At 37.9% G+C, this 14,906-nt stretch carries 13 protein-coding genes; 7 read left to right on the top strand and 6 right to left on the bottom strand.

Annotated elements, in window-relative coordinates; genetic code table 11:
• Positions 1–15: 15 nt before the first annotated feature.
• Together IGL31_RS08195 and celB are read right to left on the bottom strand one after the other, a co-directional pair.
• Positions 16–735, bottom strand: a complete 720-nt coding sequence (locus IGL31_RS08195; RefSeq protein WP_002294363.1) for a GntR family transcriptional regulator — start codon at positions 733–735, stop codon at positions 16–18.
• Between the two features lie 126 nt (positions 736–861).
• Positions 862–2,133, bottom strand: coding sequence for a PTS cellobiose transporter subunit IIC (gene celB / locus IGL31_RS08190; RefSeq protein ID WP_002294365.1), 1,272 nt, complete (start codon positions 2,131–2,133; stop codon positions 862–864).
• A gap of 152 nt (positions 2,134–2,285) precedes the next feature.
• Between celB and IGL31_RS08185 the strand changes: the two genes are divergently transcribed.
• The 4 genes from IGL31_RS08185 (at position 2,286) to IGL31_RS08170 (ending at position 5,428) form a co-directional block, all read left to right on the top strand.
• A complete protein-coding gene (locus IGL31_RS08185) occupies positions 2,286–3,683 on the top strand; it encodes a glycoside hydrolase family 1 protein (protein ID WP_086300139.1) in 1,398 nt (465 codons plus the stop codon).
• 80 nt (positions 3,684–3,763) lie between these two features.
• Positions 3,764–4,204 (top strand): universal stress protein, encoded by a 441-nt coding sequence (locus tag IGL31_RS08180; protein ID WP_002289467.1) that lies wholly within the window; start codon positions 3,764–3,766, stop codon positions 4,202–4,204.
• 147 nt (positions 4,205–4,351) lie between these two features.
• A complete protein-coding gene (locus tag IGL31_RS08175; protein ID WP_002289468.1) occupies positions 4,352–4,678 on the top strand; it encodes a PadR family transcriptional regulator in 327 nt (108 codons plus the stop codon).
• The gene (locus tag IGL31_RS08170) at positions 4,679–5,428 is read left to right on the top strand and encodes a permease prefix domain 1-containing protein (protein WP_086300138.1); all 750 of its coding nucleotides are present in this window, start codon (positions 4,679–4,681) and stop codon (positions 5,426–5,428) included. It begins immediately after the preceding gene.
• A gap of 79 nt (positions 5,429–5,507) precedes the next feature.
• On the opposite strand, the gene IGL31_RS08165 is transcribed toward IGL31_RS08170, so the two are convergent.
• Both IGL31_RS08165 and IGL31_RS08160 read right to left on the bottom strand, forming a co-directional pair.
• A complete protein-coding gene (locus IGL31_RS08165) occupies positions 5,508–5,963 on the bottom strand; it encodes a Spx/MgsR family RNA polymerase-binding regulatory protein (protein WP_002289471.1) in 456 nt (151 codons plus the stop codon).
• Between the two features lie 426 nt (positions 5,964–6,389).
• Positions 6,390–6,665, bottom strand: a complete 276-nt coding sequence (locus IGL31_RS08160) for a hypothetical protein (RefSeq protein WP_002289474.1) — start codon at positions 6,663–6,665, stop codon at positions 6,390–6,392.
• A 293-nt stretch (positions 6,666–6,958) separates the two neighbouring features.
• On the opposite strand from IGL31_RS08160, the gene thiD reads away from it, so the two are divergent.
• Positions 6,959–7,774 (top strand): bifunctional hydroxymethylpyrimidine kinase/phosphomethylpyrimidine kinase, encoded by an 816-nt coding sequence (thiD, locus tag IGL31_RS08155; RefSeq protein ID WP_002294369.1) that lies wholly within the window; start codon positions 6,959–6,961, stop codon positions 7,772–7,774.
• 325 nt (positions 7,775–8,099) lie between these two features.
• Here thiD and cls read toward each other — a convergent pair whose 3' ends face one another.
• A complete protein-coding gene (gene cls / locus IGL31_RS08150; RefSeq protein WP_002294371.1) occupies positions 8,100–9,551 on the bottom strand; it encodes a cardiolipin synthase in 1,452 nt (483 codons plus the stop codon).
• A gap of 340 nt (positions 9,552–9,891) precedes the next feature.
• On the opposite strand from cls, the gene IGL31_RS08145 reads away from it, so the two are divergent.
• Together IGL31_RS08145 and IGL31_RS08140 are read left to right on the top strand one after the other, a co-directional pair.
• A complete protein-coding gene (locus IGL31_RS08145) occupies positions 9,892–12,558 on the top strand; it encodes a cation-translocating P-type ATPase (protein ID WP_002294372.1) in 2,667 nt (888 codons plus the stop codon).
• 363 nt (positions 12,559–12,921) lie between these two features.
• Entirely contained in the window at positions 12,922–13,674 is a 753-nt protein-coding gene (locus IGL31_RS08140) for a class I SAM-dependent methyltransferase (RefSeq protein ID WP_002289269.1), read from the top strand.
• 21 nt (positions 13,675–13,695) lie between these two features.
• On the opposite strand, the gene IGL31_RS08135 is transcribed toward IGL31_RS08140, so the two are convergent.
• A complete protein-coding gene (locus tag IGL31_RS08135; RefSeq protein ID WP_002289270.1) occupies positions 13,696–14,850 on the bottom strand; it encodes a hydroxymethylglutaryl-CoA synthase in 1,155 nt (384 codons plus the stop codon).
• Positions 14,851–14,906: the final 56 nt, after the last annotated feature.

The following is a 14,906-nucleotide window of genomic DNA, read 5'->3' as shown; positions in this document are numbered from 1 at the left end:
TCACAACCTCTTTGGTTAAGTTGAACGCACATCCAGCACAGAATAGTTCCGAACATCAAATCGGTTTCGGCTGGAAGAATATTCAATCGGCTGTCCATCTTTGAGATAGACGACTTGCTGAACTTCCAGTACAGGATCGTTTTCTGCACAGTTCAAATATTGCTGATCATATTCATCACTTTTATCTGCAGAAATAGCACGATAAGCCCCTGCAAAATGGACATTCAATTCTTGATGAAGATGATCATAGATAGAGGCTAACAAATGTTCTTTTTTTAAACCCGGCACAAGATGGACTGGCATAAAGGTATGCTCTAAAACATATGGCTCGCCATCTAAGATCCTTAACCGGTGAATATTGTAGACAGGTTGCTCGGCATCGATCATCAATCGTTCTTGGATATATTGATTAGGGAATTCAACATCAAAATGAATGATTTGACTCTTCAAAGAACGATGTCTGCGTTTCATTTGGAGACTCAAACCTTCATACTCGTTAGCGGGCGATGTGTCTTTTTGCATAAATGGATGATTCAAGATTTTCGTTCCTGATCCTCGCTGCGAATAGACAAGTCCTTCCATTGCTAAGATATTGATGGCTTTTTTGATTGTCATCCGGCTCGCACCAAATTCTTTTACCAAGTCGACTTGATTAGGCAAAAAACTATCGGGAGGATACTCTTTTGAACGGATACGTTCTCTTAAAATATTTGCGATTTCTTCGTATTTTGGCACGTTATTCACCTCTTCTAGAGTATAACGAAAGATTATGCTTCCGACAACTCGAAGTAGCATCTGGAACATTGTTTATTCGAAAAAAGAGGTCATGACAAGTTTTTGTCACAACCCCTTAATGATCTATTAAGCAATATCTAAATCTGGTTGTTTATCTAGTACTTTCAGGAATGGGTACCAGATAAAGGCAACGATGACAAAGTCGATGACTTGCAGCATACCACCAAGCCATGAATTTGTTGCTAAGACACCGCTTGCAATGATTGGCACAGTCCATGGAACAGAGACGCCAGTTGGTGCAGGGACAAGTCCAGCAGCCATTACCAAATAATTGAACGTCGTTACGATTAGAGGTGCCACAACCCAAGGAATAAGGATTGTTGCATTCAATACGATCGGTAGACCGAAGATCGCTGGTTCATTTACATTGAAAATACCAGGTGCTAAAGCTAATCGTCCAACATCACGATACTGTTTCTTTTTAAGAACAAAGGCCATCAATAAAACGACAGCTAAAGTCATTCCAGAGCCACCAATACCAACAGTGAAGGTTTCCATGAATGGTTTTGTGATGATGTGTGGTAATTCTTTTCCATGTTGATAAGCTTCTAAGTTATCAAGCATCAGTGTATTCCAAATCGGGTCCATTACAGAGTTGACGATGATTTGTCCGTGAAGTCCGAAGAACCATAAGAATTGGACAAAGAACAAAGCAATCAATGTTGCAGGTAAACTACTTCCCAAACCAGTTAATGGTTTTTGGATCACTTCATAAACGACGTCATGTAAGTTAGCATTGAAAATACCAGTCATCACAGCATTGATTACTAAGAAAATAGTTAGTGTCACTACAGCAGGGATCAAAGCGGCAAATGATTTTGTTACTGCAGGCGGAACTCCATCAGGCATTTTGATCTGCCAGCCGCGTTTCGTGATTCTGCAGTAGATTTCTCCAGCCAAGAAAGCAGCAATCATTCCAATGAACATTCCTTTTGCGCCAAGACGATCAAGTGAAAGCACACCAGTCACATCTTCACCGCCAGCGGTTTTCATTGCAAAAGGCGTAAGAATCAAGAAGCTGGCAAAAGACACGGCACCACCGAAAATACCTTCAACGTCATAAGATTTTGATAAATAATAGCCGATACCAAAAGTAACAAAAACCGACATGATGCTCATTGTTGCATTTTGCCCATTACCGAATAAGTTCGATAAAGTTCCCTTTGTTGCGTCACTGAAAAAAGGCAAGTTATTGATAACGACAACGATCGAACCGAACATCGTTAAAGGGAAGGAAAGCATGAAAGCATCCCGCAGCACTGTAAGGTAACGATTTTGCCCTAATAAATTAGCTAAGGGCATGATTTTCTCAGAAAGCTTGTCCATAAAACCGTTCATTTTTATTCACCTCAAATTTATTTGCAATCGATTACATACAAAGTATAACGCCAAAAATTTTAAATGTCTAGTCATTTTTATAAAAAGTATTGATTTATTTTTTAGGGTTCGTTATGATTACGGTATCAAGAAAAAAGAGAGGAAGTAAAAAAATGAAAACCTACACATTCCCAGAAAATTTTTGGTGGGGTTCTGCTGCTAGCGGACCGCAAACAGAAGGAAGAGTAAGTGATGATGGTAAAGGAGAAAATATTTGGGATCATTGGTATGAATTAGAGCCTGAAAAATTCTTCGATCAAGTAGGACCTGAAAAAACTTCGCAAGTTTACACAAAATACAAAGAAGATGTTCAGTTAATGAAAGAAACTGGCCATAACACATTTCGTACATCTATCCAATGGAGTCGTTTGATTCCAGAAGGGACAGGTGAAATCAATCAAAAAGCTGTTTCTTTTTATCGAGATTATTTTACTGAATTGCTGGATAATGGTATTGAACCTTTTGTGAACCTTTACCATTTCGATATGCCACTACCACTGCAAGAAAAAGGCGGATGGTTATCAAGAGAAACGGTCGACGCTTATGTTTCTTATGCAGCAGCGTGCTTTGAACTGTTTGGAGATCTGGTCAAAAAATGGTTTACTCATAATGAACCAATCGTACCTGTAGAAGGAGGCTACTTGTATCAATTCCACTATCCAAATCATATCAATATGAAAGAAGCGGTCCAAGTAGGCTATCATGAGAATCTAGCAAGCGCAAAGGTAATCAAAGCCTACCATGAAGGCGGACATGATGGTGAGATCGGAATCATCTTGAATCTGACACCAAGCTATCCGAGAGATGAAACGAACCCAGAAGATGTAAAAGCGGCGAAGATCGCTGACGCATTCTTCAACCGATCATTCCTTGACCCTGCAGTGAAAGGAGAGTTTCCACAAGAGTTGATCGAAATTGTCAAAGAATTGGCTATAATGCCAGAGATCCATGAAGGAGACCTAGAACTCATCCGTGAAAACACGATTGACCTGCTAGGAATCAATTACTATCAGCCTCGTCGAATCAAAGCAAAAGAAACTCCAATCAATCACGAACATAGCCCCATGCCAGATGATTATTTTGATAATTACGACATGCCCAATAAAAAAATGAATCCATATCGTGGATGGGAAATTTACGAAAAAGGAATCTATGATATTTTAACGAATACAAGAGAAAACTATGGTAATATCAAATGCTATATTTCTGAAAATGGGATGGGGGTCGAAGGAGAAGAACGATTTGTTAACAGCGAAGGAACTATTGAAGATGATTACCGGATTGAGTTCGTTACGGATCATTTGAAATACGTCCATCAAGCAATCCAAGAAGGAACCAATTGTGTGGGTTACCACATGTGGACATGTATGGACAACTGGTCTTGGACAAATGCTTATAAGAATCGCTATGGCTTTATCGCTGTTGATTTGGCACAAGACGGTAAACGGACGATCAAAAAATCAGGTCGCTGGTTTAAAACGGTCTCTGAAAAAAACGGATTTGATGCCTGATATTTTTTGATAAAACGTTCACAAAATGTTTGTTCTAACACTGTAATCGTGCTACACTAACAGTGAAGGAGGCGTTTACAATGGTAGATACTTATCGTAATATTTTAGTAGCAATTGATGGTTCTGAAAAGGCAGAAAAAGCATTTCTTGAGGCAATCACGATTGCCAAACGAAATCAGGCAACGTTGCACATCCTGTATGTCAATGAAGTAACAGGCAATTACTTTGGTGATTTTGCATTTGTTACAACAAGCCTTCAGGAAGAATTGGATGAGGTTGCGGAAAACCAGATGAAAGAACATCGAAACTTGGCAATTGAAAAAGGCCTGACAGATATCGAGACATATGTTCTTTACGGTTATCCAAAGACACTGATTGCTAATTTCCATGAATCGAAAGAACCAATCGATCTGATTGTTATGGGGGCGACAGGTCTGAATGCGGTAGAACGTGCACTAGTAGGTTCCACTACTTCCTATGTAGTCAACCACGCATCATGTAACGTCATGGTTGTAAAATAAATAAATTAAGGGAACAGAAAGCAAAAAAGCATAACGCTTCTTTTGCTTTCTGTTCCTTTTATTTTTTTGTAAAAAATTACTTTACCTGATGAAGTAATCATGCTATTCTAATTACAACGACAGATGGAGTAATATGGAGGAAAGAAAATGATTTCAAGTGATGGAATACGCGGATACAATGATGCGATTATTTTATCGATCCTTAACAAAAACGATTCTTATGGATATGAAATTTCTAAAACGATTCGTGAGAGGACAAATGATTCCTATGTGATCAAAGAGACAACACTTTACTCCGTTTTTGCCCGTTTAGAAAAGAATCAACTGATTGTTTCGTATCCTGGAGAAGTGACTCATGGAAAAAAGCGGACATATTATAAAATCACTGAAATAGGGCGTAATCTTTTAGAAGAAAAAAAGCAAGAGTGGCTGACGACGAAAGACGTAGTCGATCAATTTTTGGAGGGAAATTAAATGGATACAATCCGTAATTATTTAGACAGTCTTTTTATCGGAGTACCTCAAAGTACCGAGATAGATAAGCTGAAAACTGATTTGTTGGCAAATATGGAAGACCATTATCATGAATTGATGGGAGAAGGAAAAAATGAACAGGAGGCCATCGGTACAGTAATTTCGACATTTGGTTCAATCGATGAATTATTAGAAGAACTAGATGTCGAAAAAAAACATCAAGCTGACGAGACGGAAACAAACACAGCTTCTATTTATTTAAGCGAAGCAGAAAACTACTGGAAAGAATACAGAGCGGCAAGTCTCCAAGTGGCATCAGGTGTTCTATTCATTAGCTTATCTTTTGCAAGTTTTCTTTTCTTTTGTTCAGCAGGATATGTGTTCATGGGTATTTCTTGTCTGATTTTCGGTATAGCATTAGCTGTCGGTTTTTTTATTGCTTCTGGTATGAAAATCACACGTTTAAATCACTTTTTGCACCATCGGAAAATACCTGAAAAAGTATTAGCAGAAGCAAAAGAAAAAGAAGAAGAGTATCAGCGAAGTTTTGGCTTCTCACTGATTGCAGGAATCGGATTATGTATTTTTTCACTTTTCCCACTTTTGGCTTCTTTAATGTGGTATATGAATGGTAGTATCGGTGCCTCTATATTTTTTGTTACGGTAGGAACGGGTGTCTTCTTGATCATTTATGGCAGTCTAGTCCGTCATTCTTATCGTCAATTCACTCAAAGCGCTTATTACTGGTGAATGTATTCAGATTTGTAAAAATATTCTATTTATCCGGCGTAGAAAAAAAGACTGTGACACGCTTTTGTCACAGTCTTTTTTATATATAATAATTTAAAAATTCATCATCTAAATCCGTAGAATTTTCTAGATTACTTACCCATGTAAAATCGTTATAGACAGATTTCAGTTGACTTCTGCGCCATTGTACAGGGATAAAAAGACGCATGCTATCTTCATTGAATCCGACTAATAATTTCTTTCCGTCAGTAATGATGGGACGTTGTAACAAAGTAAAATGCGAGACGATCAGATCGACAAGCTCTGAGGTCGTACATTGGTCGATTTGGTCTTTCAAATTTTTATAATCAATCGAGCGTTTAGCTAATAGATCGTCAAATCCGTTTTCTGTTAATGACAATAAATAAAATATCTCTTTCCTTGTTAAAGGCTGTTTAGGTGTGAAAATTCGTTCTCTGTAAGGCATTTGATGGTCTTTCAGCCAGTTTGCCATCAGATGGTAACTATGTGTGCGAGAAGAATAGATCGTAAGCATAAAAAAACTCCTTAAATAGTCCATTAATTTGTTAGATCTGTTGAGATAAATAATAGGTAAGGAGCTGTGCATAAGCATTGATCAAAACAACCCAAACATCATTAGAAATAACTTTCTAAAGTCTTAAACTTGCGACGAGAAACAACTAGACTAATAGAAAAAATGTCTTAGCCATTTGGCTTCCTGTTTGTTTTTTTGCTTATGCTGCAGCTCCTCGGGAAAGGGTTCTAACAATTTGAAGAAGGTTGATGATTGATCTAGTTTAAATTGTGTGAAATTTGAAATCTGGTGTTTTTACTAGATGAATCACCTAACAACTATGATTATAACTTATAGAACTTCTGTTTTGTATTCGGTTTTGTTATAGTTGTTATAAAGTTTTATTTTATTACAGAACATTTTTAATTAATAAAGAACAGTTAGAAGTTAAAATTGCTGATTCACATAGAGTTTATGACTTCTTGGAAATTCTTTTTCAATCAGTTTTTTCATCTGTTTATGAAATTCTTTTTTTTCAGTAAACATAAAGGTTTGGGTATCGTAACCTTCTTCATGTAGGAAATAGATTATTCCTTTTTCTGTGTTTTGCGTATAAGCTTTTATACTCCTGTCTTTTTTGAAAGAACAGATCGTATAGCCATCTATTTGGTCTGGTAGTCGTTTGATTTTCTTCAAAATGACTTTTTTATCCTCAAGTTTCATTTTTTTCACCTGACTTTATTTTTTTCATATGGAAATCATAGCGCCTTTGGTTATATGAAAACAAGAAGGATACTGAAATATATATAAATCAAATAGTGGTTATTTATTATTAGAATAGCGAATACAAATAAACGACCACTATTTTCTGATTTATTGCAAATGTTTTTTCAAATAAATTTGATTACCAAGAAAAGGTAGTGGTATATTTACTGAGGGATACTTTGAAAAACATATGATAGAAACAGTAACAGCATTATGAAAAATCTTTTTATAAAAATGGAGGAATCGACTTGATGGAAGATCAGTATGTACAAGCAATGACGATCGCAGGATCAGATAGCGATGGAAGCGCAGGGATGCAAGCAGATATGCATACATTCTTTACAAGAAATGTTTACGGTGTTTCTGTCATGACCGCATGTGTTGCAGGTAATTCTTACGGAATCGGAGCAAGTGTGACATTGCCAACAGATTTTATCGACAAAGAATTTGAACTGATTGCGAAGGACTTTCAAATACGTGCAGCTAAAACAGGTATGCTAGCAGATTCAAAGTTGATTGAGACAGTTGTAAAAAATTACCAAAAATATGATTTTGGACCATTAGTCGTGGATCCCGTAATCGTAACGAAACATGGAAATCTTTTACTAGAAGAATCTGCTTTGCAAAGCTTGAAAGAAAAGCTTGTCCCTTTGGCCGAAGTACTGACACCTAATTTTTATGAAGCAGAAAAGCTGACTGGACGGACATTAGCAGCTGAAGAAGATTTTGTGCAAGCAGCAAAAGAACTGCAAGATATGGGTGCAAAAAACGTTATGATCAAAGGACATCATGCTAAAGATGCGCAGCAAGAAACAGTCAATGACTACGTATTGCTCGAATCAGGAAAATCATTTTGGTTAAATGCACCATTTTATCCTACCGACCGGATCAACGGAACTGGCGATTCGCTATCTGCATGTATTGCAGCTGAGTTAGCGAAAGGAAAAACAGTTGAACAAGCGATCCGATTGGCAAAAGACTATGTAAACCGTGCAATTCGTGAAGAAATAAATGTAGGGCACAAATATGGACCCATCAATCATTGGGCAGCTGGTGAATTAGAGTAAAAGAAAGAAGTTGTGAGATCAGCGTCCTGTTCTGAGTATTAGAGAAACAAACGGAAAAATAGTTCTCATGTTTTGCCGTTTGTTTCTCTAATACCGAAGGTCAGCTGATTGAACACCGTTTAGTGAAGAGGTTGTGAAAAAGTTGCCCTGCATCAAGTAATAAGAACAGCCAAGTAAAAACAGCTTCTCATGTTTGTTGAATATTGTGACTTGTGACCGAGGAGTTGGCAGGAGAACACCGTTTGTTCGGAAGAAGGGACTGTGACAAGATTTTTGTCACAGTCCCTTTAATCTTAGTATATTTTTCTCTACTTGAATAAAAAAATTATAGGATTGGAGAAAATAATCGAGAAATTTGTTGCTTGAATAATAGCCAGTTAGACATTTCTTTGACTGTTTCAGTTGTCATGGATGAACAATGTGTCTCATCTTCTTTGAACTGAGTAGCAAGTTCTTCTAAAAACTCAGGATCGTAAATGACAGCACTTGTTTCAAAATTCAATCGGTAGCTACGAATATCTTGATTTGCTGAACCTACCATGCAGATTTCATCATCCATTATCAATGTTTTTGCATGGAGGAAGCCGTTCTCATAGACAAGGATTTGTACATTTTCCTTGATCAGCTGCCGAGCATAATATTGTGTTGCTCGATAAATAAAAGGATGATCCGGTTTGTTGGGAATCATGATTTTCACATCTACACCAGAGGCAGTTGCGATTTTTAAAGCAGCAATGACACTTTCATCAGGAACAAGGTAAGGTGTCTGTATCCAAACACGTTTTTTAGCAGAAGTAATCAATTTGATAAATGAAAGCTTGATTTGTTCCCTTTCGTTATTCGGTCCGCTTGAAACAAGCTGGATGGATGTATCAGCAAGCTTAGATTCATCTCGATCTGCTTTTTTAAAGAAATAATTCAAATGATAGCCGACCTTTTTTTCTTCAGGTACCGAGACGTTCCAGTCTGTTAAGAAGCGAAGCTGGAGCAAAGAAGAAGCGGCACCGAAAATCCGTATATGCGTATCGCGCCAATAGCCGAATTTTTTTGTTGTATTTACATATTGATTGGCAATATTGAAACCACCGGTATAACTAATCTTTCCATCGATCACAACGATTTTTCGGTGATCATGGTAATTCAATCGGAAACGAAGTAATGCCTTTTGTGAGGTAACAAATGTATGGACATGTCCACCATTTTTGATTAGACGATTGAAATCTTTTGCTTTTGTGCCATGAGAGCCAAATGCATCATATAATATTCGAACTTCCACGCCTTCTGCGGCTTTTTCTTCTAAAACATGTAAGACTTGCTGGCCGATATTATCTGTCACAAATGCGTAATATTCGATATGGATCGAATGTTTGGCTTTTTTTAGATCTTGAAGCAGTGAATCCAATTTCTCTTGTCCGTCTGTGAGAAGAGTGACAGAATTCATTCTTGTCAGCGGCATACGATTTAATGAAGAGAAGAAGTCGACAAATTGCTGTTTGTCTTTATCGCCCATGTCAGGATCGTAATGTTCAATGGTATCTCCTCTAAAAGACTGAAAGTTTTCTAATTCTTTCAAGTCACTTTGTCGGAGATAGAATTTTTTCTTATCCGTTAATCCACGTCCGAAAAATAAATATAATACAAAACCCACCCCAGGAAGGGCAAACAATACTAAGAGCCATGCCCAAATGGCTGCTACATCTCGGGGTTTGATCAAAATAGCCACCAAAGCAATAAGTGCATTTAATAGATAAAGGGCGGTTATAATACTAGATACCACAAAAATGTTCCTCCTTACATACAATAACATTAGTATAGCATGATAGAAGAAAGAAGCCTACCAAGGTGAATATACTTTTCACTCCTTTCATGAAAATGTAGGTAAATCGGGCTAAAGTAGTTGCTTTTTGTAGGTTAATAAGGTAGGATATTAGTACAGTTGAATATCTCCTTAGGGGAGTAACCGGCAACGTTTGTTGCGATAATATCAACAGTAAGTTAACCAAATGGTTTTCTGGTATTGTATGAAATGGTGAGACCTAAGACAAATGCGTATTTGTCTTAGGTCTCTTTTTTTTCAGACAGGACTAGGGCCAAGATCAAAAAATGGGGGATGAAATTTGGAAAACAAGGAACAAGCACAACAAGCGGTCTATAAAGAAACGATCGACTCGTTGATGCAGCAAACGCAGAGCTCAACCGATGGATTGAGCACCACGCAAGCGAAGGAAAAATTAGAAAGAGATGGCTTGAACCAGCTAAAAGAAAAGCCGAAGAAGCCAACTTGGAAATTGTTCTTAGAAACTTTCAAAGATGCAATGGTTATCGTATTGCTGATTGTCGCACTGATTCAGATGGTCATGGGTGACTACATCGAATTCTTAGTTATTTTTGCAGTATTGATGTTGAATTCTATAATCAGTGTTGTCCAAACAAAAAAAGCAGAAGGTTCTTTAGAAGCGTTGAAAAACCTTTCAGCGCCCGATGCTCGAGTGATTCGTGATGGTAAGGAAAAAACGATTCCGGCAAACGAACTTGTGGTAGGAGATATCGTGTTGTTAGACGCAGGCGATTATGTACCTGCTGATGGACGTTTACTAGATGCGGGATCATTAAAAGTAGATGAAGGTATGCTGACAGGAGAGTCGACTTCTGCAGAAAAAGAAGTAACGGATATCACAAGTACGGTACCAATCGGAGATCGTACAAATATGGTATTCAGTGGAACGATCGTAACTTACGGACGCGGTAAATTCTTAGTGACTTCAACTGGGAATAATACGGAGATCGGACAAGTTGCTGGCCTTTTGGAATCAACAACTGAGCAAGTCACTCCGTTACAACGAGGTCTGGATAAATTCAGTAAAAAACTAAGTTTGGCTATTTTGGCATTGTCTTTATTGATTTTAGGTATCCAACTGTTTCGTATTTATCTTGGAGAAGGTACAGGAGATATGACTGCAGATATCGTCAGCGCAGTGATGTTTGCCGTAGCCGTAGCCGTAGCTGCTATTCCAGAAGCATTACAGTCTATCGTAACAATCGTGTTATCTTTGGGAACGAATAAAATGGCAAAACGTCATGCCATTATCCGAAAACTTCCAGCAGTTGAAACACTTGGTTCGACAAGTATCATCTGTACAGATAAGACTGGTACATTGACACAAAACAAAATGACAGTTGTTGACTACTTTTTAGGTAATGGCGATACTGGGGATTTCACAAATGACCCTTCAAAATGGACAGCTGACGAACGTCGCTTGATCGAAATCAGTGTTTTAGCGAATGATGCATCGATCAGTGAAGACGGTACTAAATTGGGCGACCCTACGGAAGTAGCGTTTATCGACTTTAGTGAAAAATTAAACCAGCCTTATCAGGAAATCCGAAACAACTACCCAAGACAAGCAGAACTTCCTTTTGACTCAGATCGAAAATTAATGTCTACTGGACACACAATTGATAACAAAAATTACTTGTTTGTTAAAGGCGGACCAGATATCGTCTTCCAACGCAGTAAAAAAGTATTGCTAAATGGTGAAGTCGTTCCGATGACGGATGAATTGATGAAAAAATTCCAAGAGCAAAATGAAGCTTTTTCAACACGCGCATTACGTGTACTAGCTTTTGCTTACCGTCCACTTGATAATTTTGATTTATCATTTGAAGATGAAGACGATTTGATCCTTGTTGGTTTGCTTGCTATGATCGATCCTCCACGTGCTGAAGTGACTCAGGCGGTAACAGAAGCAAGAAGTGCAGGAATCAAAACAATCATGATTACTGGTGACCACAAAACAACAGCTGTTGCTATCGCAAAACAAATCGGGATTTTTGAAGAAGGAAACCTGGCTTTGACCGGGACGGAACTAGATGAATTGACAGAAGATCAACTAAACGAAGTTTTAGAAAAAGTCACTGTTTATGCACGTGTTTCACCTGAGAATAAAATTCGTATCGTTCGTGCTTGGCAAAATAAAGGTCATATCTCAGCTATGACAGGTGATGGTGTAAATGACGCACCAGCATTGAAACAAGCAGACATCGGAATTGCTATGGGAACGGGTACAGATGTGGCAAAAGATGCAGCAGCGATGGTATTGACGGATGATAACTTTGCTTCTATTGTCAGCGCAGTAGAAGTAGGACGTAATGTGTTTGATAATATCAAGAAAGCTATTTCTTATCTATTTGCAGGAAATTTAGGTGCGATCATTGCGATCATCTTTGCCTTAGTTGCTGACTGGTCCAATCCATTTACAGCATTACAACTGTTGTTCATCAATTTAGTCAATGATTCACTGCCAGCAATTGCATTAGGTACAGAAAAAGCTGAACCTGCTACGATGAACCGCCCGCCAAGAGATCCAAATTCAGGAATCTTTACGGACAAAACATTGATTTCTGTAACGTATCGTGGTGTGCTGATTGGGATTGCTGTTATCTTTGCTCAATGGCTTGGCATGCAGCATTCACCTGAATTCGGTGTAGCCATGTCATTTTCAACATTGATTTGGTGTCGGACATTGCAAACATTCCCAGCACGTTCAAACACACAAACAGCTATCCAAGCAGGGTTCTTCTCTAACAGAAGTGTCTTACTAGCTGTAGTTGTATGTAGCGCGCTTTACTGCTTAACAATGATCCCAGGACTGAAAGAAGTCTTCTCTATCCCATCAGCATTTGGATTGACAGAAGTCTTTACATGTATGGGAATCGCACTTGTGACAATTGTTTTGATGGAAATCACTAAATTGATCATTGTACGAGTACAAGGAAATAAATAAAACGAATCAACGAGGTTGTGAGCCTGCCGTTTAATTCTGAGTCACAAGGTGCAATTTCAACAAACAGCTTCTCATGTTTGTTGAATATTGTGACTTGTGACCGAAGAGTTGGCAGGAGAACACCGTTTAAGGAAGAAGTTGTAAAATCAGCATTTTGAGCTAATACTGAGGGTCATCTGATTGGACACTGTTTATTCGGAAAGAGGGACTTTGACACGACTTTGGTCACAGTCCCTTTTTTTATTTATGATAGACGGAAAGCCAATCATTTTATTATTCATCAAAAGAGATAGAATAGATAAAAGAGGAGAATGATTTATTCCGAAAAGTGAAAACATATAACAAAAAATTAGAGGAAATCAAATGAATGAAAAAGAATGGGATGAATTTGCTGAAGAATATTATGAAATCCAGCAAGAATCGCAAGTAACTATTGCTGAAGATGTAAAAAATTATCTGAAAACGGAGAAAGTCCTGCCTGCTGAAACAGCAGCAGACGTTGCTGGAGGATCTGGCAGATTTCTTTCCTTAGCAAAAGAAATTAATCGCTATGATTTGATCGATTTTTCTTCAGGAATGCTAGAAAATGCAAAAAAAGAAGCAGAAAAAAATGAGTTGCCAAATGTTTCCTTTATCAAACAGTCGTTAGAAGAATTTATCCAATCAAATGAGACATATGAAATGGTTTTTACAGCAGCAAATCCAGCATTGGTACATCTTATTCAATTAGAAAAATTGATGAAAAAGTCAAGCAAATGGTGCGTGATAATCAGAGTAGTGGAATCAATCGATGATGTTTTTTATCCTATCGAAAAGCAACTAGGAATGATAGAAGAAGATCCTAATACATCGCCAGTTGTAATGGATCAATTTGAAACATACTTAATTGATGAAGGATTCAAAGTGAAGAAAAAAGATTTTACTTATTTTACACAGGAATCAATTACTGAAGAATTGATGAAGCTATACTATGACGCGTACGCAAAAGATCCTGTTGTGACCAGGTACATTCGCAAACTATTCAGTGAAAAACGAGAAATCCTTAGTACGACTAAGCTGACCTATAGACTGCTCCTTTGGTCCGCAGATAAAAAAAGAACCTTTCACGACTCGTGAAGGGTTCTTTTTATGATTTTATTATATTTTGTAGTAACGAATATCATTTTCGATCTTTGTAATCGAAAAAGGTACATCTGAAGTATATTCTGCACATTCTCCGTGTTCAGGAAGCGTCTCACTGAAAATCGTTTCATATTCGTCAACAGTGATCCGTGTTCGAGAATCTAGCATCTCTTGATGAGATTGTGCGAAGAGATATTCTTGATAGTTTTCTTCCAGATAACCTGTAAAAAATTCACTTACTGCACCAGAACCGTAGCTGAATAGACCGATGCGATCTCCTGGCTGTAGTGATTTCGAATTTTCCAGTAGAGAAGTTAGCCCCAGGTATAATGAACCAGTGTAAAGATTACCGATTCGTCGGCTGTAACGGATGCTTTCTTCATAGCGAGCCATAAGACGTTCCTGATTTTCTTCGTCTGTTTGGTCTAATACGCTTTGCAATGCCTTTTTTCCCATCTTAGTATACGGAATATGGAAAGCAATCGCCTGATAATCTTCGAGTCCTCGACCCGACAATTCTTTATGTCGATTCCAAACTTTTTGGAATGATTCGATATACGTAGAATTAGATAAAGGACCATCAACAACAGGAAATTCGCTATAATCTGGACGCCAGAAATCATAGATATCTTCTGTCAGAAATACGCTGTCGTCTTCAATCGATAAAATACGCGGGTTTTGAGTGATCATCATCGCAACAGCACCGACACCTTGCGTCACTTCACCACCGCTTGCCAAGCCGTAACGAGCAATATCACTTGCTATGACTAGTACTTTTCGTTCTGGATGATTTTTGACATATTCTTTCGCCATGTGCAAAGCTGCGGTGCCACCGTAGCAAGCCTCTTTTACTTCAAAAGAACGAGCAAAAGATTGGATTTTCAGTAAATGGTGGATAATTACCGCACTCGCTTTTGAATGATCAATCCCGGATTCTGTTCCGACGATGACCATGTCGATTAGCTCACGGTCTTTTTCTGTTACGATTTTGCTGGCAGCATTTGCTCCTAGTGTAATGATGTCTTCATTTGCACGATTGACTGCCATTTGGTCTTGACCAATCCCTATATGGTATTTTGCAGGATCATCCCCACGGCTTTCTGCCAACTCTGTCATATCTAAATATAAATTAGGAATAAAAAAGGAAAGACGATCAATCCCTATTTTCATTTCAACACCTCTTTACTTATGATAAAAAACTTACTTTACTAAGGTATCATAAAAAG

This window comes from Enterococcus sp. MSG3290 (assembly GCF_050555565.1).
Taxonomy (GTDB): domain Bacteria; phylum Bacillota; class Bacilli; order Lactobacillales; family Enterococcaceae; genus Enterococcus_B; species Enterococcus_B faecium.
This window is presented reverse-complemented; position numbering and strand designations above follow the sequence as displayed.

Coding starts and splice junctions, on each gene's coding strand:
- celB (WP_002294365.1), bottom strand. CDS start 2,133: ATGAACGGTTTTATGGACAAGCTTTCTGAGAAAATCATGCCCTTAGCT.
- IGL31_RS08185 (WP_086300139.1), top strand. CDS start 2,286: ATGAAAACCTACACATTCCCAGAAAATTTTTGGTGGGGTTCTGCTGCT.
- IGL31_RS08180 (WP_002289467.1), top strand. CDS start 3,764: ATGGTAGATACTTATCGTAATATTTTAGTAGCAATTGATGGTTCTGAA.
- IGL31_RS08175 (WP_002289468.1), top strand. CDS start 4,352: ATGATTTCAAGTGATGGAATACGCGGATACAATGATGCGATTATTTTA.
- IGL31_RS08170 (WP_086300138.1), top strand. CDS start 4,679: ATGGATACAATCCGTAATTATTTAGACAGTCTTTTTATCGGAGTACCT.
- IGL31_RS08165 (WP_002289471.1), bottom strand. CDS start 5,963: ATGCTTACGATCTATTCTTCTCGCACACATAGTTACCATCTGATGGCA.
- IGL31_RS08160 (WP_002289474.1), bottom strand. CDS start 6,665: ATGAAACTTGAGGATAAAAAAGTCATTTTGAAGAAAATCAAACGACTA.
- thiD (WP_002294369.1), top strand. CDS start 6,959: ATGGAAGATCAGTATGTACAAGCAATGACGATCGCAGGATCAGATAGC.
- IGL31_RS08140 (WP_002289269.1), top strand. CDS start 12,922: ATGAATGAAAAAGAATGGGATGAATTTGCTGAAGAATATTATGAAATC.
- IGL31_RS08135 (WP_002289270.1), bottom strand. CDS start 14,850: ATGAAAATAGGGATTGATCGTCTTTCCTTTTTTATTCCTAATTTATAT.